This window comes from Acinetobacter sp. AYS6 (assembly GCF_025630795.1).
GTDB lineage: Bacteria > Pseudomonadota > Gammaproteobacteria > Pseudomonadales > Moraxellaceae > Acinetobacter.
The window spans coordinates 171,394-191,036 of record NZ_JAOTNV010000010.1; the positions used below are offsets into that span (position 1 = coordinate 171,394).

The 19,643-nt window shown below is 39.7% G+C and carries 20 protein-coding genes and 4 tRNA genes; 2 read left to right on the forward strand and 22 right to left on the reverse strand.

What is annotated here, in order from left to right:
• Nucleotides 1-205 precede the first annotated feature (205 nt).
• From OD757_RS16525 to rpe, 14 genes are all read right to left on the reverse strand, one after another.
• A tRNA-Pro gene (locus OD757_RS16525) sits at nucleotides 206-282 on the reverse strand.
• 4 nt (nucleotides 283-286) lie between these two features.
• Nucleotides 287-362: transfer RNA gene (locus tag OD757_RS16530), tRNA-His, on the reverse strand.
• A gap of 32 nt (nucleotides 363-394) precedes the next feature.
• A tRNA-Arg gene (locus OD757_RS16535) sits at nucleotides 395-471 on the reverse strand.
• 56 nt (nucleotides 472-527) lie between these two features.
• Nucleotides 528-604, reverse strand: a tRNA-Pro gene (locus OD757_RS16540).
• Between the two features lie 142 nt (nucleotides 605-746).
• Complete coding sequence (gene nadA, locus OD757_RS16545) at nucleotides 747-1,811, reverse strand: quinolinate synthase NadA (RefSeq protein ID WP_009390598.1); 1,065 nt, start codon at nucleotides 1,809-1,811, stop codon at nucleotides 747-749.
• A gap of 144 nt (nucleotides 1,812-1,955) precedes the next feature.
• Nucleotides 1,956-3,176, reverse strand: coding sequence for a bifunctional glutamate N-acetyltransferase/amino-acid acetyltransferase ArgJ (gene argJ / locus OD757_RS16550; RefSeq protein ID WP_263032533.1), 1,221 nt, complete (start codon nucleotides 3,174-3,176; stop codon nucleotides 1,956-1,958).
• Nucleotides 3,177-3,308: 132 nt separating this feature from the next.
• A complete protein-coding gene (locus OD757_RS16555) occupies nucleotides 3,309-3,788 on the reverse strand; it encodes a methylated-DNA--[protein]-cysteine S-methyltransferase (protein WP_263032534.1) in 480 nt (159 codons plus the stop codon).
• Nucleotides 3,789-3,800: 12 nt separating this feature from the next.
• A complete protein-coding gene (locus tag OD757_RS16560; protein ID WP_263032535.1) occupies nucleotides 3,801-4,121 on the reverse strand; it encodes a DMT family transporter in 321 nt (106 codons plus the stop codon).
• A gap of 149 nt (nucleotides 4,122-4,270) precedes the next feature.
• Entirely contained in the window at nucleotides 4,271-5,266 is a 996-nt protein-coding gene (locus OD757_RS16565) for a cation transporter (protein ID WP_263032536.1), read from the reverse strand.
• A gap of 28 nt (nucleotides 5,267-5,294) precedes the next feature.
• Nucleotides 5,295-6,050, reverse strand: a complete 756-nt coding sequence (locus OD757_RS16570) for a copper resistance protein B (RefSeq protein WP_263032537.1) — start codon at nucleotides 6,048-6,050, stop codon at nucleotides 5,295-5,297.
• A complete protein-coding gene (locus OD757_RS16575; protein ID WP_263032538.1) occupies nucleotides 6,037-7,971 on the reverse strand; it encodes a copper resistance system multicopper oxidase in 1,935 nt (644 codons plus the stop codon). The genes OD757_RS16570 and OD757_RS16575 overlap by 14 nt, the downstream gene beginning before the upstream one ends.
• Nucleotides 7,972-8,011: 40 nt before the next feature.
• On the reverse strand, nucleotides 8,012-8,407 hold the full coding sequence (locus OD757_RS16580; RefSeq protein ID WP_263032539.1) for a hypothetical protein: 396 nt from the start codon (nucleotides 8,405-8,407) through the stop codon (nucleotides 8,012-8,014).
• Nucleotides 8,408-8,511: 104 nt separating this feature from the next.
• Nucleotides 8,512-9,333 carry a Cof-type HAD-IIB family hydrolase gene (locus OD757_RS16585; RefSeq protein WP_263032540.1) on the reverse strand — a complete coding sequence of 274 codons (822 nt, stop codon included), beginning with the start codon at nucleotides 9,331-9,333 and terminating at the stop codon, nucleotides 8,512-8,514.
• A gap of 361 nt (nucleotides 9,334-9,694) precedes the next feature.
• Complete coding sequence (gene rpe, locus OD757_RS16590) at nucleotides 9,695-10,381, reverse strand: ribulose-phosphate 3-epimerase (protein WP_263032541.1); 687 nt, start codon at nucleotides 10,379-10,381, stop codon at nucleotides 9,695-9,697.
• A gap of 184 nt (nucleotides 10,382-10,565) precedes the next feature.
• On the opposite strand from rpe, the gene OD757_RS16595 reads away from it, so the two are divergent.
• Nucleotides 10,566-10,838: a DUF2218 domain-containing protein gene (locus tag OD757_RS16595; protein ID WP_000843452.1), complete on the forward strand. Its 273-nt coding sequence runs from the start codon at nucleotides 10,566-10,568 to the stop codon at nucleotides 10,836-10,838.
• On the opposite strand, the gene fghA is transcribed toward OD757_RS16595, so the two are convergent.
• From fghA to OD757_RS16625, 6 genes are all read right to left on the reverse strand, one after another.
• The gene (fghA, locus tag OD757_RS16600) at nucleotides 10,839-11,684 is read right to left on the reverse strand and encodes an S-formylglutathione hydrolase (protein WP_263032542.1); all 846 of its coding nucleotides are present in this window, start codon (nucleotides 11,682-11,684) and stop codon (nucleotides 10,839-10,841) included.
• Nucleotides 11,653-13,104: a C13 family peptidase gene (locus tag OD757_RS16605; RefSeq protein ID WP_009390631.1), complete on the reverse strand. Its 1,452-nt coding sequence runs from the start codon at nucleotides 13,102-13,104 to the stop codon at nucleotides 11,653-11,655. Before OD757_RS16605 ends, fghA begins: the two co-directional genes overlap by 32 nt.
• Nucleotides 13,105-13,240: 136 nt before the next feature.
• Nucleotides 13,241-14,032 carry a class I SAM-dependent methyltransferase gene (locus OD757_RS16610; RefSeq protein WP_263032543.1) on the reverse strand — a complete coding sequence of 264 codons (792 nt, stop codon included), beginning with the start codon at nucleotides 14,030-14,032 and terminating at the stop codon, nucleotides 13,241-13,243.
• A gap of 9 nt (nucleotides 14,033-14,041) precedes the next feature.
• A complete protein-coding gene (gene tsaB, locus OD757_RS16615) occupies nucleotides 14,042-14,707 on the reverse strand; it encodes a tRNA (adenosine(37)-N6)-threonylcarbamoyltransferase complex dimerization subunit type 1 TsaB (RefSeq protein WP_263032544.1) in 666 nt (221 codons plus the stop codon).
• Nucleotides 14,708-14,842: 135 nt separating this feature from the next.
• Nucleotides 14,843-15,370 carry a gamma carbonic anhydrase family protein gene (locus OD757_RS16620; protein ID WP_263032560.1) on the reverse strand — a complete coding sequence of 176 codons (528 nt, stop codon included), beginning with the start codon at nucleotides 15,368-15,370 and terminating at the stop codon, nucleotides 14,843-14,845.
• Between the two features lie 22 nt (nucleotides 15,371-15,392).
• The gene (locus OD757_RS16625) at nucleotides 15,393-16,019 is read right to left on the reverse strand and encodes a CoA pyrophosphatase (RefSeq protein WP_263032545.1); all 627 of its coding nucleotides are present in this window, start codon (nucleotides 16,017-16,019) and stop codon (nucleotides 15,393-15,395) included.
• Between the two features lie 114 nt (nucleotides 16,020-16,133).
• On the opposite strand from OD757_RS16625, the gene OD757_RS16630 reads away from it, so the two are divergent.
• Nucleotides 16,134-16,682, forward strand: coding sequence for an NUDIX hydrolase (locus OD757_RS16630; RefSeq protein WP_002115876.1), 549 nt, complete (start codon nucleotides 16,134-16,136; stop codon nucleotides 16,680-16,682).
• Between the two features lie 52 nt (nucleotides 16,683-16,734).
• On the opposite strand, the gene OD757_RS16635 is transcribed toward OD757_RS16630, so the two are convergent.
• Together OD757_RS16635 and filE are read right to left on the reverse strand one after the other, a co-directional pair.
• The gene (locus tag OD757_RS16635; protein WP_263032546.1) at nucleotides 16,735-18,687 is read right to left on the reverse strand and encodes a protein FilF; all 1,953 of its coding nucleotides are present in this window, start codon (nucleotides 18,685-18,687) and stop codon (nucleotides 16,735-16,737) included.
• 18 nt (nucleotides 18,688-18,705) lie between these two features.
• Nucleotides 18,706-19,643: putative pilus assembly protein FilE (gene filE, locus OD757_RS16640; RefSeq protein WP_263032547.1), on the reverse strand; the 938-nt coding region annotated here is incomplete at its 5' end.

Consider the following 19,643-nt stretch of genomic DNA (forward strand, 5'->3'; position numbering starts at 1 on the left):
ACAGAGAACAGAGAACAGAGAACAGAGAACAGAGAACAGAGAACAGAGAACAGAGAACAGAGCTTATATAAACACGTTCAAATATTGGAATGCGACTGAATTAAAATTTCGAACTAGAAAACAGAAAAATTCCTTCTATCGATAAGACAAGAAGAAATTCTTTTTAATCTTTGGGATATTTTTAAAGCTTGAACGCTTTTAAATATGGTCGGAGCAGTAGGATTCGAACCTACGACCCCCTGGTCCCAAACCAGGTGCACTACCAGGCTGTGCTATGCTCCGAAATTGGGGTGAATGACGGGATTCGAACCCGCGACAACTGGAATCACAATCCAGGGCTCTACCAACTGAGCTACATCCACCATCAAATAGTTCTATGTACCAAGCTACCGAGTGGCGCGCCTGACAGGATTCGAACCTGTGACCATCCGCTTAGAAGGCGGATGCTCTATCCAACTGAGCTACAGGCGCTTAACCGATGATGCTTATCATGCGATACTTCGCCGATCTTAAAATATTATTTTAAGTGGTCGGAGCAGTAGGATTCGAACCTACGACCCCCTGGTCCCAAACCAGGTGCACTACCAGGCTGTGCTATGCTCCGATCTATCTCAGCTTTTGCTGTATCGCACATCGTGCGGTACGGTGTGCATTCTAGGCGCGACGCCCTCAGACGTCAACACCTATTGTCAAAAAAAGTTAAAAATCCTTATCAAATGTATATTTAACAAGCATTTTGAGATTTTTTAACGCTTTAACGATGCACTAAAGGCTAACATTCGATCTAAAGGCATTTTGGCACGTTCAGCAAGCGCTGGTTCGACGTGTATTTCCTGATCACCTTTTTGTAAAACTTCTAAAATTCCGTCGAGTTCGTTCATTGCCATCCACGGACAGTGAGCACATGAACGACAAGTTGCACCCTCACCCGCAGTAGGTGCTTCAACTAAAATCTTATTGGGTACCGCTTGCTGCATTTTGTAGAAAATACCGCGGTCAGTTGCCACAATGAGTCTTTCATTTGGCAAAGTCTGCGCAGCTTTAATCAGTTGAGAAGTACTACCTACTGCATCTGCAATGTCTACAACCGATTCTGGCGACTCTGGATGTACCAATACAGCCGCATCTGGGTAGAGTGCTTTCATGTTGGCAATGCCACGTGCACGGAATTCTTCGTGCACAATACACGCGCCATCCCAAAGCAGCATATCTGCACCGGTTTTCTTTTGAATATAGCGACCTAAGTGCTGATCTGGTGCCCAAATAATTTTTTCGCCTAAGCTATCTAGGTGTTCAACAATTTCAACGGCACAGCTTGAAGTCACCACCCAATCTGCACGTGCTTTAACAGCAGCCGATGTGTTGGCATAAACAACTACGGTGTGATCAGGGTGCTGATCACAAAATGCTGTGAACTCGTCAACTGGACAGCCCAAATCGAGTGAACAGGTTGCCTCAAGTGTCGGCATTAAAATTGTTTTTTCAGGAGACAGAATTTTAGCTGTTTCTCCCATAAATTTGACCCCAGCAACAACCAGTGTTGAGGCAGCATGATCTCGTCCGAAACGGGCCATTTCTAAAGAGTCAGAAACGCATCCACCTGTTTTTTCGGCAAGCTCCTGTACTTCAGGGTCGCAATAGTAATGAGCAACAAGGACAGCATCACGTTTTTTGAGCTCTGCTTCGATCTGTGCAAACTTTTGTTGTTTTGCTTCTTCACTTAAGCGATTGTCTTTTGGCTCACCTAAACGGTCTAAATGCGCTTGTACAATGTTTTTTGCATCGTTGGCAATTAAAGTCGCATCACTCATAAAACGTCTTCTCTATCCTTCATGCTGGCATACCTGCTCGCATATAACGTTACTGCTTAAATGATTTACGGATTGAATCATTTAATATCAAAAGTTGGGGCTAATAAAAAAGCCTCTTTGTCGAGGCTTGATTATAACTGATATTTAAGAACGGTAATCAGCATTAATTTTGACATAGTCGTAAGATAAGTCACAGGTATATACCGTGTCTTTGGCCTGCCCACGTCCTAAATCAACACGAATGGTAATTTCGGTTTGAGCCATAACGCATGCGCCCGCTTCTTCGGTATACTCATCAGCTGCGCCGCCATCTTTACAGATTTGTACGTCGTCTAACCACACTTGAATTTTAGACACGTCTAAGCCTTTAACCCCTGCATATCCAATTGCAGCTAGAATACGTCCCCAGTTCGGGTCCGATGCAAAGAGTGCAGTTTTAACAAGTGGTGAATGCGCAATACTATAAGCAATGTCACAACACTCCTGAATGTTACCGCCGCCTTCTACAGCAACAGTAATAAACTTCGTCGCGCCTTCGCCATCACGAACAATTAACTGTGCTAAACGATTCATTACACGAGCAAGTACTTCTAACACTTTAGTATAGCGTGCATCACTGTCCGATGTAATTTCAGCGCCGCCCGCCTGACCTGTTGCTACAAAAATACAAGAGTCATTGGTTGAGGTATCGCCATCAATCGTAATACGGTTAAATGAGTGCTCAACCGTAGTCTTTAATAGCTTTTGGACTAAATCACGGCTAATAGGTGCATCTGTTGCCACAAAACTTAACATGGTTGCCATGTTCGGGCGGATCATTCCAGCGCCTTTACTAATACCAGTCATAGTATAAGTAATGCCATCAAGTTCAAATTGTTCAGATGCGCCTTTAGGTACTGTATCTGTCGTCATGATGCCAGATGCAGCGTCATTCCAAGCCGTGTCTTGCAAAGTATTTAACGCCGGCTGCAACCCAGCAAGTAAGCGCTCCATCGGAAGCTGCTCGCCAATCACCCCCGTAGAAAACGGAAGTACTTCAAAACTGTTAACTCCAGCAAGCTCAGCTAACTTCGCACAAGTATCCTGAGCATTTTTCAAACCCGTAGGTCCAGTTCCTGCATTGGCATTACCTGTATTAATCACTAAATAACGAGGATTACCTTCGGCAAGATGAGCTTTAGAGACATGAACAGGCGCTGCACAAAATGCATTTTGAGTAAATACACCAGCAACATTTGAACCTTCTGCAAACTCAAAAATGACTAAATCTCGTCGGTTTTGGTAACGTACATATGCGTCTGTTGAGCCAATTTTTACACCTTTTACCACATGCATTTGTGGCATTGTTACGTCACCGACAGCCATTTTAGAACATCCAAAGTTTGTTGAATAAGATCAATATTTCAAAAAAAGCGATGCCATGAAGCACTTTCTTCATGAAATATCATAGTGGACAGCTTAGTAGAAAAGTCTAAAAAAATCGAGCGCAAAAACCGCTCATTGTTGCTCTAGTTTTAATAAAATATCTTTCTTATCAAGCCCACCAGCAAAACCAACTAAAGCACCGCCCGTACCAATGACACGATGACAAGGTGCAATAATTGAAATCGGGTTTTTGCCATTTGCCGCGCCCACTGCTCGCACCGCTTTTTCATTGCCAATTTGAACAGCAATATCTTTATAACTTCTTGTTTCACCATAAGGGATGGTCAATAAAGCAGACCAGACCTGCTTTTGAAATGCAGTCCCCTCGAAATCTAGTGGTAATGTAAACGCACGGCGTTTACCTTCAAAATATTCTTTTAATTGTTGTTCGGTCTTTAATAAAACTGGATGTTCAAGTTGTTCGACCAGCTCAGCCAGTCGAACACGTTTTGGATTTTCATTGTCCCAGAGTACTGCCACCAAAGCATTTTCATTCGCAACTAGCTTTAATTGCCCAACAGGCGAATTGATATACTTATAAGACAGCAACATAGTTTTATTCTCTTAGGAAGGCGATGAAATTTTCATTAAAACCAAACCGGACACAATCAATACAGCAGCAATCATTCGCATAGCCCCAACAGGCTCATGAAGAAAGAAAATACCGACTAGAAATGACCCGATTGCGCCAATTCCTGTCCAAACCGTATAGGCAGTGCCAAGGGGTAAAGTTTTCATTGAAATTGAAAGTAGAACTACACTCAAAATCATAAAAACGATGGTAATAACACTAGGGGTTAATCGTGTAAACCCTTCGGACATTTTCATAGAATATGCCCAAACGATTTCAAATACACCTGCTAAAATTAAAATAGCCCAAGCCATAACATTCACTAATTTTTATAGTGTCAGGTCGTCCTGACATGATTACCCAATATGGGGGAGGTCGTTCCTCCTTTATGTGAGAACTCAGTTTACTTTAAAATAAAAAATGAAGGCAAACCCTATCTAAAGCTTGCCTGTCTTAGAAAATATTATTCGTTTTTTAACTGTAAAATTTTTCGTGCACCGTTTAAAACGAACAAAACAATAATTAATCCAATCATTAAATCAGGATAAGGAGAGCCTGTAATGGCAACTAGTATTCCCGCAACAATGACACCCAAGTTTACGATGACATCATTTGCAGAAAAGATATAACTGGCCTTCATATGTGCCCCGCTCTCTTTATGGTCTCTCATTAAATAAAGGCAACTAATATTGGCTGCCAGAGCCAATCCACCAATTAAAATCATGAGAATTGAAACGGGTTCACTGCCGTAAATAAAACGGCGGAGCACATCAATTAACACAATTATGGCTAAGCCGAACTGGAACCATCCTGAAAGATGAGCAGCCTTTAATTGTGCATTTAGATTTTTACCCACCACAAATAAAGCAATGCCATAAATTGCAGCATCGGCAAACATATCGAGTGAATCGGCGATTAATCCTGTCGATGAAGCAATAATACCTGCCATAAACTCAATGACAAACATGACGCCATTAATGAGTAACAACCATTGTAAAACTTGCTTTTGTGCTGCATTGGTTGAAGAACTAGCTCGAACCTTTTTAGGTTTTTCAACAGGTTCATAATGTGGCTGCGTTTGTTGTAATTCCGCCCCTAGTCCTAAACGTTGCAGACTTTGAGTAATCTTTTCAGCTTGAACACTGTGATAAATCGCCAAATGCCGTGCTGGCAAGTCAAAATGGAGCTCTTGTATATCGTCCGCGTAAGGCGCTAAAGCCATTCGGACCATTTGCTCTTCAGCTGCACAATCCATGCGGGGAATATGGTAATAACTCACCCATTGACTCTTTCTAGATACAGCTTCACTAGGTGTAGAATACTCCTGAGATGGCATGCTTGAGCACCCGCAGCTAGAGCTACTTTTACTTAAATGTATTTTATTCTCTTGTTTTTCTAAAGCCATCTGTGCACCATAACTGACACAAAAAACAATGCCATCAGTATAAACCAATGGCACGTCATTAAGCTTAATTTTTGTTCTGCAATTAGAACTTAAGTGTTAACCCTGCTCCATAATACCAACCATGTTCAGAGTCGGTTCCAGTTTGCCAAGCAGTTTGTTTTAAACCTTTTTCATAGCCGTAACCCACATCAACAAATGGCATGACCTTTTTGTTGATTTCATAACGGGTTTGAAAACCAGCTTGTAAACTTGATAAACCTGTTTTACTGGCATAGCGAGATTCATCTTGCAAAACAACATCTGCTTTTAAATAAGGTTTACCAATTAGCTTTTGGGTAAAGAGTAAGTCTCTTTCCGTTTCTAAACTTAACTTCCATAGCTGATCTTCACCTGCATAAAGATATGCATCGGTTTCAAAAAAGTAAGGTGCCATGCCATGTAAACCTACTACACCTGCCCAGCGATCTTGCTTTTCGTCTTCCCGCTGTAAACGCTCGTAGTTTACCCCAGCCTGTACATCCCAATAATCAGCTACATTTCGGCTATAAAGTACTGAACCGCCGTAATTAGCGTCTTCAGACTCGGCTTTTTCAACGTGAGCTTTAATGAACAATTTATTTTCATCAGTTCCCACCCAACTTTCTAACTCAGAAGAAAAATGACCTTCTCCCTCTTCATTTTGAGTCCAGCCAGTATCAATTTTTGTTGCCTGATAGATCTGTCCACCATGTTCGCGTAAATGATCATGTGTTAAGGGTTCTTGTGCCAAAGTAAGAACCGATACACCAGAGAAAACACCGCAACATATCATTTGAGAAAATAACTTAGTGATGCGCATGACTAGCTCCTTTTTCATTTTCAGATTGAACAGGTGCTTGAGATGCATCTACTGCTCCATCATTCACTTGAGCCACAATCAACTTATTCATCATTCCAGCACTCATGTGATAAAGCAGATGGCAATGAATCGCCCATTCTCCTAAAGCATCGGCTGTTAATAACGCAGTAACTGTCTTTCCTGGTGGAACAATAACGGTATGTTTATTTGGTAAGTTTTCAGCTTGCTGACCATTTTCCAATTGCATGAACATGCCATGTAAATGCATTGGATGAGCCATCATGCTGTCATTCACGAACTTTAAGCGAATACGTTCGCCATACTTAACTTGTAATGGCTCAGCTTCGCTAAATTTCTTTCCATTAATGGTCCAGATATAACGCTCCATGTTGCCACCTAAACGAATAACAAGCTCTCGTTCTGGCGCACGTGTGTCTGGCTGAGGTGTTAAAGATTGCAAATCACTATATTGCAGTGCTTTCATACCCTCTGGTGTCGAAGCATTTGCCCAGCCATACACAGACTCATCCTTTTTAGCCTTATTCTCAGATTGCGCAGGCATCTCATGCTTCATATTCATCATAGCGTGGTCATGCTCACCCGATGGCATAGCCTGCATATCATGTTTCATTTCAGGCATTGCTGACATGTCATGCTTCATTTGCATCATGGAATGATCATGTTCGCCAGATGACATATTTTTCATGTCATGGCTCATGTTCATCATCGTATGATCATGATTAGTCTGGCTCTCTTCTTTTTTCATTTCCGGCATCGCCGACATGTCGTGTTGCATATTCATTTGATGGCCAGCATGTTCATCACTTGCCCCATTGCCATGACTCATGCCCATATCATCCATGGTTAGCAAAGAACGTGGACGTGGTTGCGGCATTTGAACTGGCTCTACAGCTTGCGTATTTTCATCATGCAAAGTGCCGATAGCAAAACCACTGCGGTCAATAGACTCGGCTTCAATCTGATAATTTGGCTGTTTAGGTTCTACGATCACATCGTAGGTTTCGGCTGTACCAATACGGAACTCATCAATTGCCACAGGCTTAACTGGCTGCCCGTCTGCACTTACAACTGTCATTTTCAAATTTGGAATTCTGACATCAAAAAATGACATTGCTGATGCATTAATAAATCGTAATCGCACCTTATCGCCAGCTTTAAAGTTAGCTGTCCAATTTTGCTGAGGTGTCTTACCGTTGACTAAGAAGGTGTAACCCGTCACATCAGACATATCGGTTTTTAACATCCGCATCTGATTCCACATCGAACGATCTTGCCAAGTTGCTTTTAAGCCTTGTGTTTTAACTTGCTTCAAAACATCCGATACGGTTTCACGGCGGTTTTGATAATACTCAGCCGATTTCTTCAAATTCTTTAAAATGCTATCGCTAGAAGAGTTATGAAAATCTGAAAGCATTACGACATAATCACGATCAGTTTTTTCATGCGCTGCGACTGGTACTTTCCCTTTTGGGTAAATCACGAGCGGGCCATATAAACCATCTTGCTCTTGGCCTTTACTATGGGCGTGATACCAATAAGTGCCGTTTTGTTTCACCTTAAAGCGGTAAACAAAATCTCCGTTTGGCGCGATTCCTTTAAAACCATTGAAACCCGGTACACCATCCATTAACCCTGGCAGTAACAACCCATGCCAATGCAAAGATGTATCTTGATTCTTTAATTGGTTATGAACATGAATAACAGCCTCATCTCCTTCCTCAAATTCAAGGAGTGGTGCTGTAAACTTGCCATTTACGGTAATTCGTTTAAGCGGCTGACTGGTAACATTGACCTGTTGTTCATTAATATTAAGGTGATATTCCTTAATTGCCGCGAGGGTCCATGGTGAAATCAATAGACCAAATACAGCGACGAAGCTGCTAATTGTTTTATGAGACATTGCTGTAATCCTTTGAACTAAAAAAATAAGTAAGAAAGGATTAAGCTTTAGGAGGACGTAAAATTTCTTGCCAATATCCGGCTAAATGCTGAGCCTGATAAATACTGCTAAATTGAGACGTTATAGGAATAAATTGTGATTCAACCTCTGGCACCGCAGGTTGCAATGCCAAATTCACGATTTGACAATGAACTGGGTTGCAGTCCTGACAATGCTCACCGTGCGAATGAAGAGACTGTGTCATTGTTTGATGACATACAGTCTGATCATCGGTTTGAACATGCATATTCTTATGCGAAGATTTTTCACTATGACACGGCATAGTATGAAGATCATGTTGCATAGGCGTCTGAGCAACAGACACACCACTCCACCCAATGACCAAAGTCATTAGGAACACAAACCAAGCATACTTGCGTAAGTGTTGTAGAGCCATTGTGCTTTATCGCCTAGAGCCGATGAGTAATCTTAATCCGATTAGCATAACCAAGTTTTAAAACAGATACAATTTTCCATTTTAACTGTTTGTTTTAAAAAAAATTAAGCAAACGGAGGTTGACGCTGAAGTACTAAATCAATCACTTCTAGTGCACCCTCATGTTCATTACTTACAGTGGCATAAGACGCTACTGCTTTTAAAGCTTCTACTGCATTCTCAACCGCAAATCCATAACCGACAGCTTTGATCATCTGGATATCATTATTGTTATCACCAATCGCAACCACTTGATTAGGCTCAACCTGCCACTTCTGTAATAGAAGTTTCAAACCATGGGCTTTATGTTGGTCAGGAAGGATCAAATCGATAAAGCCAAAACCGCTTGAAACAGGCACTAAGACTTTATCTTCAACAAAGCTTTGCTTCTGAAAATCTTGAAAAATCGCAAAGCTTTCGTTTTCCTGAGCAGTGAAGGTAATTTTGCACACCAAATCATTTAGCGCATAAAAATCATCTATAACTGTTAACTTTTCAAAGTATCGAGCGACTTTGGCATAGTCCTCTGTGTTCATGCTGCTATGCACATAAGCACTCTGTTTTCCACAGATCACCATGGTTGAGGTATATGAAGGGTTAATCGCTTTTAAAATCTCAATGAATTGGTGCTGACTTAAATGAGCAAATGCTAACTCTTGTTCTGCATCTACAACATGCGCGCCATTTTCTGCAATAAAAGCAATTTCATGACTAATTTCTGGAAAATAGGTAATAAGCTTTGCGAGTTGGTTGCCGCTAGCAACTACAAAATGAATATTATTTTGTTTAAGTTGTTCGTACTGTTTTAAAAAACGTGCTTTGTTGTACTGCTTCTTAGAATTAAGAAAAGTCCCATCCATATCTACCGCTAAAATTTTTATCGTCATTAATTATCTAAATCTCTTATCTTACTAAAATCTTATTAAACCAAATTTATCTTGATTTTTCATGACACTTTTACAGTTTTCTACTTATCTATCCATAAAAGGTTTTACACAGAGCAGTATTGTTTTTTGCACAGGTTATTTTTTAGTAAAGCTTAATAAAAAATCAGGTAATAAAATATCCAACACGCATAAAAAAAGAACGCCAAAACGTTCTTTTTTCATACATTATGTCTAAGGAATAAACGGTTGATCTAATTTTGTTTATTTTACCAACATCTTATCCATATGGTTATCAACACAGTTATCCATACAGTTATAAACAAAGTTATCCACAAGCTTATTCTCGATTAAACATACTTTTTTAAGCGTCTACACTACCTACTTTCGCAAGCTCTGAACGCATTTGATCAATTACAACTTTATAATCTGGTTGACCAAAAATTGCAGAACCAGCAACGAACATATCTGCACCCGCTTCTGCAATTTCACGAATATTTGCAGGGCCAACACCACCGTCAACTTCTAAACGAATATCGCGGCCACTTGCATCAATAATTTTACGAGCTTCACGCAATTTTTCTAATGTCATTGGAATGAACTTTTGTCCACCAAAACCAGGGTTCACACTCATTATTAAAATCTGGTCAACTTTATCAAGTACATAATCTAAATAGTGTAATGGCGTTGCAGGGTTAAACACTAAACCAGCTTTAGCACCACCAGATTTAATCAACTGTAATGAACGGTCAATGTGATGAGAGGCTTCTGGGTGAAACGTAATAATATCAGCACCAGCTTCCAAGAAATCTCCAATGATACGGTCAACTGGAGATACCATTAAGTGAACATCAACAGGAGCTTGAATACCATATTTTTTGAGCGCCTTACACACACCAGCACCAAAAGTTAAATTTGGAACATAGTGATTATCCATCACATCAAAATGCACCACATCTGCACCCGCGGCTAAAACTTTGTCTACATCTTCACCTAAACGAGCAAAGTCAGCAGATAAAATAGAAGGAGCAATCAAATAAGGCTTGGACATAGGTGGATGACCTGGCTAAAAATTTAAGGAGAGGCTGAAAATTATAACAAAAAAGAACCTACTTGGCCTGCCCTTCCTTGCTCAAATGACAACATTTCAAACTTGCAACGTAACGTTGCAACAATAGAATGCTAACGGCGAAACGAATTTGTTAAGGTACATTAAACCAATGTAAGGATTGAGAATGAAAAGCACAACTCATCTATTAACAAACGATGGAAAACGTATTGCAAAACGTCTGGTTAATCATTGGAAGCACAAGTTTGAAGTACAAGAAACTGAACAAGATTTTAAAATCTTAATGCCTACAGCAACGATTACACTTGCACCAGAAACAGAACAGTTAAACGTTGCAATTGATAGCCAGTTAGATGACCACGATCACTTAGAAAAAGTGGTGCTTGATCATCTAAACCGTATGGCTCAACAAGAATTTCAGGTTGAATGGCAACACTAATTAGCCACTTACCTTTTCTAACTGGATTGCATGAAACTGCAAATGCTCATCCATAAAGGTTTGGATAAAGTAATAGCCATGATCATAGCCAGCATGTTGTCTTAAAGTTAAAGGCTGTCCTACTTTTAAACATGCTTGCTTAAATTTTTCAGGGTGAAGTTGTTCATAAAATTGGTCATCCAATCCCTGATCAATCAAAATTTCACTAAATACTGCACCATTTTTTGAGACTAAAGCTGTGGCATCATGAGCCAACCAGCTTTCGCGATCTGCACCTAAATAATGACTAAACGCTTTATCTCCCCATGTGCATTCAGTTGGCGCACAGATTGGAGCAAAGGCAGATACCGACTTAAACTTCTCAGGATATTTAAACGCTAAAGTTAATGCGCCGTGTCCACCCATTGAGTGCCCAAAGATACCAACTTGTTGAGCGTTTACAGGAAAGCTTTTTAAAGTGAGTGGATATAACTCATCAATTAAATAACTTTCCATTTGATAATGTTCAGACCAAGGTGCTTGTGTGGCATTAATATAAAAACCCGCACCTTGACCTAAATCCCAGTTATCCCCTGCTGCCACTTGTTCTCCACGAGGAGAAGTGTCTGGGGTAATCAATATTAGGCTCAGCTGTGCGGCCATATGCTGTGCATGAGCTTTTATGGCAAAGGTTTCTTCAGTACACGTTAACCCAGCTAAGTAAAACAAAGTTGAGCAAGCTTTACCCTCTAAAGCTGCTGGTGGTAAATAAACACCAAACTTAGCAGGTCCTTTTAACAAATGAGATTCAAATTGGTATATACGCTGCTCACCCTCAAAGCAGCGGTTTTTTTGCAGGAGTTGCATCGTTTTTAGCCTCTGTTTTTGTTTGAGCAATATCTACAGTACCAGTATTTTGCTGAGGAAATAGATACTTTTCTAATTGAGGTAGCATAAGTTCCATATTTTTACCAATCATCCATTGGGGCTCTGAAGGTTCAACACCTTGAGCCACTTCCCATTTGGTGACTGTTTGCTTAGCTGTGTTAAACGAGTCTTTCATCGAAGATTGCTCTCGCATAGCCAAATCAAAGAAAGCTCGACCAAAATAGGTATAGTCGGCTTCGTTATTACATCCAAAGGAAGTTTTATCAGCAGCTGATGCAGTAATAATTAAAGTATCTGGAGACTGCAAAGCAGGAATGAAACTTCCTGAATAACAAGCCGAGATAACAATCACACGCCAGCGAATACCGGATTTATCAAGTGTTTCTCGCAACCATTTCGGGTCTACTTGCCCTAAATCTAATGGTGCATTTTCAATTTCAAAGTGATTTTGTTCACCGTGTGAAGTCATATATAGAAATAAAACATCACTATCACGGTTCATTTGCTGCCCCATACGGCGTAGGGCTAACTCGATACTGGTTTTAGAGGCAATCGGAATTTCTGTACGAGTATCTGGATTATTGACCAACATCATCGATCGACCAATCGTTCCAAAACGTGTATCAAATTGTTCTTTAATACGGACCACTTCCGATTTAAAAACATCTTGATAACTATCGCCAGCCACACCTAAAAAATACCAATGACTTTTTGCCTGCTCACCATATTGCACTTGCTCTAAAGAATCATTTAGCAACTTACTTTGTGCATAAAAAGCATCTTCAGCAAATGTTGGAGCAGAATCTTCGACCTTCCAAATCGGTTGATCTTTTACGGAAAGTTGCCACACCACCATTGTCGCAATCGTCGCAACCATAACCAGTGCACGTTCCCACCAAGGCCACTTGAGTTCGCGTGAGAAAACCCAAATTACCGCTAAACTTTGCCAAACGAACAAAGCCACAAATAGGCTTGGTAAAATCCCGTTATAAATAGTATCGGGAATAAAGTTGAGATAACCGTTAGACCCCAAATACTGAATTAAACATTGAATTAATAAAATATTTGTATCTAGTACCAACCAAAGTAAAGCAGGCACTAGCATTAAGCGAGGTTGGTTGGTGCGCTGTGATAGGAAAATCCCGACAATTAAGGCAATGAATGGCCAAAGTGCATAACCAATTAAACCTTGTGAATTGAAATCACCGATTTGACCAGCAACAAGCCAACTATACAGAGAGTTAGTACATCCCCCTAAAATTCCCCAAACAATTAGCTGAAGAATAGATGGATGTACAATTTGGAGAGAACGTCTTGATCCCAAAAACAGCCACATTCCGGCAATTTGGTTGCTTTTAAAATCATGCCAAAAGTTAATGGAGGGTTTAAGATCAATCATAAAAGGTTTTCAAAAATTTCGTTTTTGTCAGGCATCTTAAGTGTATGCCTGCTAAGAATTTTAGCAATCATGCTTTTGAACTATATCACATATATTTGTGCATTATTCAAGCAATAAAACCTAACCTTACATAAGCCTACTGAAAATACGCATCAAAACGACAAGCATCTCCTTGCCATTGATGAGCTGGCTCTTGATTTGCCAAGAAAATAGCATGGCGTGGCCGTTTAACCACTACACGTTTAGCAACTTTCTGTGCCAAAACCAGCAAATTATCCCCCAAATCCATCTCACCATCTTCCGGTAAAAGTAGATGTAAAAGCTGCATCTGCTTTTTAACTTGAGCTTGCTTTTTGACTGCTTGATGATTCTGATCACGCTGTGGAAACATCGGATCTAGATAAACCACATCAACTAGTTGAGCTTTTTGTTGTAACTGTTGTAAATAACTTGCAGAGTCAGCAAAGATCAGTTGAATCCGATCCATAAACTGGCTTAAAAAGCTGTCTTGTTCAGCTTGTGCTTTTGCATCTTCAAGTAAGGTAAATAAAATCGGGTGGCGTTCAACCAATTGTATTTGTGCGCCCAGATAAGCCATGAGTAAACTATCGTGACCCAAGCCTGCTGTAGCATCAACCAGTATTGGTTTTTCACCCAACTGACAAGCCCGAGCAATCATTTCTGATTTAAGACTTGCACGTTTTAAACGGGAAATTTCGGCTTTCCAATCGGGCTGCATTTTCATGCCATTTGCAGATAACCATAGCCCGTTTTCATCTACACAAAGTGCCAACTCAGGATTTAAACGCAGAAAACGTGCATTCAGTTTTTCAACTAACTGCAAATCTACAGTCACACCTCTAGAACAAAGCACAGCTTGGTAGTGCTGTGCTTTTTCTTGAAAATCTACTTCAAAATATATGTGCATGATTCGCCTTTATTTTGCTTTACCCTGATCCGCTATTTTTTTCCATGCATCATCACGTAAATAAACTGGCAAAGCATGTTCGGCATCAACCCACTTTTTTTGCGCTGCAGAGACACGTGCAATCGAAGCAATGTCTTGTGCATTTGCAGTGACTGTTTGATGTTCAGCATCAGCTTGAAGTAGCTTGGCGCCCGAACCAATTAAACAATGTTTTGCATAAGCTGCTGCTGGCTCGTAGCCCATTAATTTTTCTTCATCAATACATTCCATGATTTCATGCTCATCGAGAACAAAACTTGCAATGTAAACTTCGTTCATACGCGCATCAAGTACCGCAGTCACTTGTTTCAAACCTTCAAGTCGGTATGCCGCTTGAGCTAAAGCTTGCAAACTCGAAACAGGAATAACAGGTAAATCTTGTGACCATGCCAACGCCTGAGTCACAGCTGCATTAATTCGGACACCACTAAAAGAACCCGGCCCACGGCTAAAGGCAATCGCATCTAGACCAGCAACCTCAAGACCTGTTTGTTGTAGCCCCTGCTCGATCATGGGCAAAATGGTCTGGGTTTGTGCTTTCGCCCGCGTATCGAGTTGAAAAAACAGTTCTTGGGTTTCATCGACTAATGAAATAGAACACTGCTCATTCGCAGTTTCCAACGCCAGCAATTTCATGCACAACCTTAGTATTAAATCAGATTAAAAACGAGGGTTATGATACCCCACTCGGCTCTGATAGGCGAGTTGTTCTCTTTCTAAATAAAAATGCCAAGCTTGTGCTTGGCATAAAAATATTTTGCTAAAAAAGAGTTAAAAGTGGAATTTTTCTAAATCTGCATAGTTCTTAAAGTGCTCAGCATAATGCAATGCACTCAAACGTATTTTTGCAGCGCCATCTTCATCTAAAGTTTTGACAATTTTGCCAGGTGAACCCATCACCACTGAGTTATCTGGAATCACCTTTCCTTCAGGGATTAAAGCATTAGCACCAATAATACAATTCTTGCCAATCACAGCCCGATTTAAAATTACGGCGTTCATACCAATCAAACTATTATCACCAATCGTACAACCATGCAGCATGACTTTATGACCGACTGTGACATATTCACCAATATTTAACTCAAGTCCAGCATCGGTATGTAGTACAGAATTTTCTTGAATATTAGAGAAATCACCAATTCGCACTACACAGTTATCGGCACGTACTACAGCTCCAAACCAAATGCTGACTTGACGCCCTAACTCTACTTGTCCAATGAGCGTTGCTGTTGGAGCAACCCAACCATCCCATGGTTCATGTAAGGCTTTTGGGTGCTGTCCTTGATAGCTATACATCATAATTTATCAATCCTGATCTTTATTTTTTATGAGAAAACTTTGGCATTCCAAAGGTTGGTGAGTTGAGTAAAAATGGCCAATCTTTCTGATAACCCAATCCATATTTAAACAGAGCAACTAACATACGAGCAGTTAAACCCCAAATAATTTCATTATCAATCTGTAAGCTTGGAAAATATAAAGACTGATGGGCATACTTCACTTCATAGGGTGTTGGACGCGTCTCGATAAGTTGCTGTAACGGGACAAAGAAAATTCGATCAATTTCGGTAGGCTGAGGTATTAAAGTCACCTCTGGAGGAATAAGTCCAACGATCGGTTTTACAGACAAACCACTTCTTGCACGCTGCATCGGCAAATCACCGAGCAACTGCACATCGAACGGATTTAAAGCTGTCTCTTCCTGAGCTTCTCTTAACGCTACAACAATATTGCTCGTGTCACTAGGATCACGCTTTCCACCCGGAAAAGAAACCTCCCCCGCATGGTTGTTCATATGTATTGAACGGCGTGTAAGCAGTACCTTTGGATCATTTTCATTAGTAATTGCAATCAGTACTGCTGCTTGTGCTTCTTGTATGCGGGTGGAAAAGCGCAATCTTTGCTGTAACTTTTGTGTTAGCAAGTGCTCTTCCATACCATTCACCTATTATTCTGTCTCTCTTTGCATCATATCTGAAAAATAAACTTAGGGAATAGAGTTGATGCGTAAGTCCAAAAATTCAGTTATGCTGAGTCATCTCTATACTCGATGATAATTATGAGTTTCTGTGTAGCGTGTGGGCATAAAACCGAACAAAAAATTCCTTTAGGTGATCATAAAGTACGCCGTGTTTGTACTCATTGTGGAAATATTCACTATGAAAACCCCAAAGTAATTTGCGGTGCCTTAGCGTTATGGGAAGACAAAGTATTACTCTGTCGTCGTGCGATTGAACCTCGTTATGGTTTATGGACTTTGCCTGCTGGCTATATGGAATTGTTCGAAACCATGGAACAAGGTGCAGCGCGTGAAACCCGTGAAGAAGCAGAAGCCGAGATAGAAATAGAACAACTTTATTGTATGTACAATATTCCGCGTATTGGTCAAATTTATGTGTTGTTTAAAGCACAGCTGAAAGATGGAATTTTTGGTGCAGGTGAAGAAAGCATTGAGAGTCGGTTGTTTGAAGAACATGAAATTCCATGGGGAGAGCTAGCCTTCCCTAGTGTCGAACATACATTAAGACATTATTTTGAAGATCGTAAAAAACAAGTGTTCCCAACACATCTTGAAACTTTGGGTACTCGTTTAGACCATACGGGTTAATCAATTAGATAATAAAAAAGACCGCTTAGCGGTCTTTTTTTTGTTTAATATGTTAAGACTTAGTTTTAATTGCTTTACAAGCTGGAATAGATTGATCCGCTAATTTGATTGTTACTGTACCAAATTTACGTTGAGCCAAAGCTTTATCCGCAGCGGTTGGAGCAGGCACATCCTTAAGCGTATTATAGCTTTCTTGAGCTGCCGCATGTTGATTAAACCAAGCAGTATTAGTATCGAAATCAATGCTCGTACTATCTACCTTATTTGCCAATAAATTAAATAGATTCAATTTCGCAGGCCCCGGAGAAACGCCTACAAAAGTTACCCCAACCATCGCACCATCAATATTCTCAAATTTTGGATTAGATAAAATCATACGAACGTAAATAGACTGTTGGCTATTTGAAGGATCATCAACTGTCGCCGCTGTAGTACCAATTCGATATTGTTGTACGCCATTACTATCCACTAAACTAGTGTCAGACACAGTCGCACATTGGCCTGACATATCATTTGTTGTTGAATTAGGTTTGATATCAGTACGAATATCCCCATGTTCATCAATAACAATACCTAAATTTACAGGTTGAATCGTCTTATCTGAAAAATTAAATGTCAGAGTCGCATAGAGAGGAAAAATATAATTCTCTCCCACCTTTACGTTACCAGAAGTTTTGAAAACCCTTCTCTCTAGATAACTAATAGGACTGCTTTTAACAATACTCAATATCCCATTGTAGCTATCACCATCAACATTTTGACGCCAGAGGCCATAATGTTGCGGATTACCAGTACTGAGTTTTGTTAAGTATTTATAGAATGGTTCTGTTCCTGCCACTCCATAATCATTAAAGAATTTACCTTGATAAATCTGTAAATCTTCATTCGGATTATCAGAGGCGCTTAAACGAAGTGGAGTAGTTGACTGAATCTCACGGCTAATAGGATTTAACCAACCATTCTGTGCATTTGCATTTAATCTAGCTGGTTTAACTTTTGAGGTTAACAAATAAGGGTTTTGTACTTGATTGTTTATTACAATAGCATTACCCTTCCACTGTAAACCATATCCTAATGTATAACCTTGTCGGTCTGATAATAAATAAAACTCATCTGCTGAATGTCTTAAGTTAATTGTGTTATTAAAACATTCTTCTTGTTTAGCTCTATTACACCCATAAAAAACTTGATAGTTTTGAAATATGGGACTTGAACTAGTAAATAAATTGAATGACTCAAAAATGCCAGCATTACTTAAGTTCGTTGTTTGTACAACTAACTTATAAGCTTCATCATCAGAGATTTGTCCTACATCTAACCAAGGTTTTAAAATATTCGCATACGCACCATTTTTTAATTCTGTAGCTGTTATGCTCTGAGAAATTTTAGTAAGCTGATCTTTCTTTATATCTGTAAGTTGGGTGGGTTGTATATCCCCAATCAGGTTATCACCATTTTCCACACCAATACTTTGAAAGATTTTTATTAAAGCAATCGCTACTTTAATTGTTTCATCATTTTTATCTAATGTTGCTGGAGTTTTACCTGTAACACCACTTGCTAAATCCAGCACTCTTAGATATATCGGATTGATCACTTTAGTCCTACCATTAACGGCAGTAAACTTCCCAATCGTATCCAGATTAACGTTTCCTAAGAAAACCTTTTTATTATCTTTACTTTGAATATAAAAACGTGCTGTATCTCCTACTTTGCACGACCCAATTACCGCATTTCCTGAAAGTTTAGTCGCATAATGAAAATTTGTTGCCGAACTACAATCGAAATTAATACCAGCTATCGGATAATCTAAAGCGAATTGCAAACAAGTTGCATCTTCTGCACCAGTGTCGCTCGTTGTTGGCGTACAACTACCTGAAGATAAGTTTCCGTTATTAGTGCCCGCATTCGGATCTTCATTAATATTAGAACTACCACCACCACAACCATTTAGCATAATCGCTAATGTGGTTAGTGCAAAAGGCCATAAAACTTTTTTATTCATTAGATACCCTACTTATTTTTAACGTAATACGGAAATTTGAATTTGTCCCTGATTTGTTAACTCTTTTTCTGCAACATCCACTGCAGAAGATAAAGGTGTCATCATCATGTAATATGCTGAAGGTGGTACTTTCAAAACACCTTGAATTGACGAGTGTTGTAACATCGTAGAAGGATAAGATTTACTCTTAAACCCACTAACTCCTTCTAAAATGCAACCCTTATTATCTAAAAAGATGACTAAAGGCCAGTAATAAAGAGGCTTCTCATTACTAGCAGCAAATGACATAAGTTTTAAATGCTGAACAGAAGGGTTTAACTGTACAACCTCATATTCAAATTTTTCTTTCAACGGCTTACGAGGCCATACACTTACTTCTTTATTTATACTAAGTGTCTTAATTTGTTTGTTATAACCTTTAATAAAACATTTGTCTTGTTCAAAAGCTGCTTCTAACTCTTGCGAAGATAAACGCATATAGGTTGGAGCCAATACAACAGTAGACTCTTCATCTTTAGCCTGCCGATTAAAAAGCTGATCTAAAGTTGACCGACTCACACCTTTTTTACGCTCTATTGATTCAGTTCGTCCTAAGCCGTCAGGCATAAGATAAAAACGCTTTTTACCTTCAAGATTAAATTCCTGATCTTCAAGATACTCATTATTTACATATTCAACATTATCAATCGTTGTAAATTTAGACTTATCCTGTGAAGAGACTGCTGATGGAGCTGCCTGTGATGTGTTTTTTATTGGTGGCGGAACTAAAATAAGCTTTTTCTTCCAATCATTATTAGCGACTGGTTGAACCTTTTCACTTTCGAAAGATTTAGTTTTCTCCATAGATGTTTTTAATTCTTTATCAGCAACAATAGCAGTTTGAGTTTTTTGGGGTGCAGTCGGTGCAGTCGGTGCAGTCGGTGCAGTCGGTGCAGTCGGTGCAGTCGGTGCAGTCG

What these genes read in the sequence shown, in the direction of transcription:
- OD757_RS16555 (WP_263032534.1), bottom strand. Translation starts at nt 3,788, where the DNA reads ATGTTGCTGTCTTATAAGTATATCAATTCGCCTGTTGGGCAATTAAAG.
- tsaB (WP_263032544.1), bottom strand. Translation starts at nt 14,707, where the DNA reads ATGAAATTGCTGGCGTTGGAAACTGCGAATGAGCAGTGTTCTATTTCA.
- nadA (WP_009390598.1), bottom strand. Translation starts at nt 1,811, where the DNA reads ATGAGTGATGCGACTTTAATTGCCAACGATGCAAAAAACATTGTACAA.
- rpe (WP_263032541.1), bottom strand. Translation starts at nt 10,381, where the DNA reads ATGTCCAAGCCTTATTTGATTGCTCCTTCTATTTTATCTGCTGACTTT.
- OD757_RS16560 (WP_263032535.1), bottom strand. Translation starts at nt 4,121, where the DNA reads ATGGCTTGGGCTATTTTAATTTTAGCAGGTGTATTTGAAATCGTTTGG.
- OD757_RS16635 (WP_263032546.1), bottom strand. Translation starts at nt 18,687, where the DNA reads ATGAATAAAAAAGTTTTATGGCCTTTTGCACTAACCACATTAGCGATT.
- OD757_RS16605 (WP_009390631.1), bottom strand. Translation starts at nt 13,104, where the DNA reads ATGATTGATCTTAAACCCTCCATTAACTTTTGGCATGATTTTAAAAGC.
- OD757_RS16595 (WP_000843452.1), top strand. Translation starts at nt 10,566, where the DNA reads ATGAAAAGCACAACTCATCTATTAACAAACGATGGAAAACGTATTGCA.
- fghA (WP_263032542.1), bottom strand. Translation starts at nt 11,684, where the DNA reads ATGCAACTCCTGCAAAAAAACCGCTGCTTTGAGGGTGAGCAGCGTATA.
- OD757_RS16580 (WP_263032539.1), bottom strand. Translation starts at nt 8,407, where the DNA reads ATGGCTCTACAACACTTACGCAAGTATGCTTGGTTTGTGTTCCTAATG.
- OD757_RS16610 (WP_263032543.1), bottom strand. Translation starts at nt 14,032, where the DNA reads ATGCACATATATTTTGAAGTAGATTTTCAAGAAAAAGCACAGCACTAC.
- OD757_RS16630 (WP_002115876.1), top strand. Translation starts at nt 16,134, where the DNA reads ATGAGTTTCTGTGTAGCGTGTGGGCATAAAACCGAACAAAAAATTCCT.
- OD757_RS16570 (WP_263032537.1), bottom strand. Translation starts at nt 6,050, where the DNA reads ATGCGCATCACTAAGTTATTTTCTCAAATGATATGTTGCGGTGTTTTC.
- argJ (WP_263032533.1), bottom strand. Translation starts at nt 3,176, where the DNA reads ATGGCTGTCGGTGACGTAACAATGCCACAAATGCATGTGGTAAAAGGT.
- OD757_RS16585 (WP_263032540.1), bottom strand. Translation starts at nt 9,333, where the DNA reads ATGACGATAAAAATTTTAGCGGTAGATATGGATGGGACTTTTCTTAAT.
- OD757_RS16575 (WP_263032538.1), bottom strand. Translation starts at nt 7,971, where the DNA reads ATGTCTCATAAAACAATTAGCAGCTTCGTCGCTGTATTTGGTCTATTG.
- OD757_RS16620 (WP_263032560.1), bottom strand. Translation starts at nt 15,370, where the DNA reads ATGTATAGCTATCAAGGACAGCACCCAAAAGCCTTACATGAACCATGG.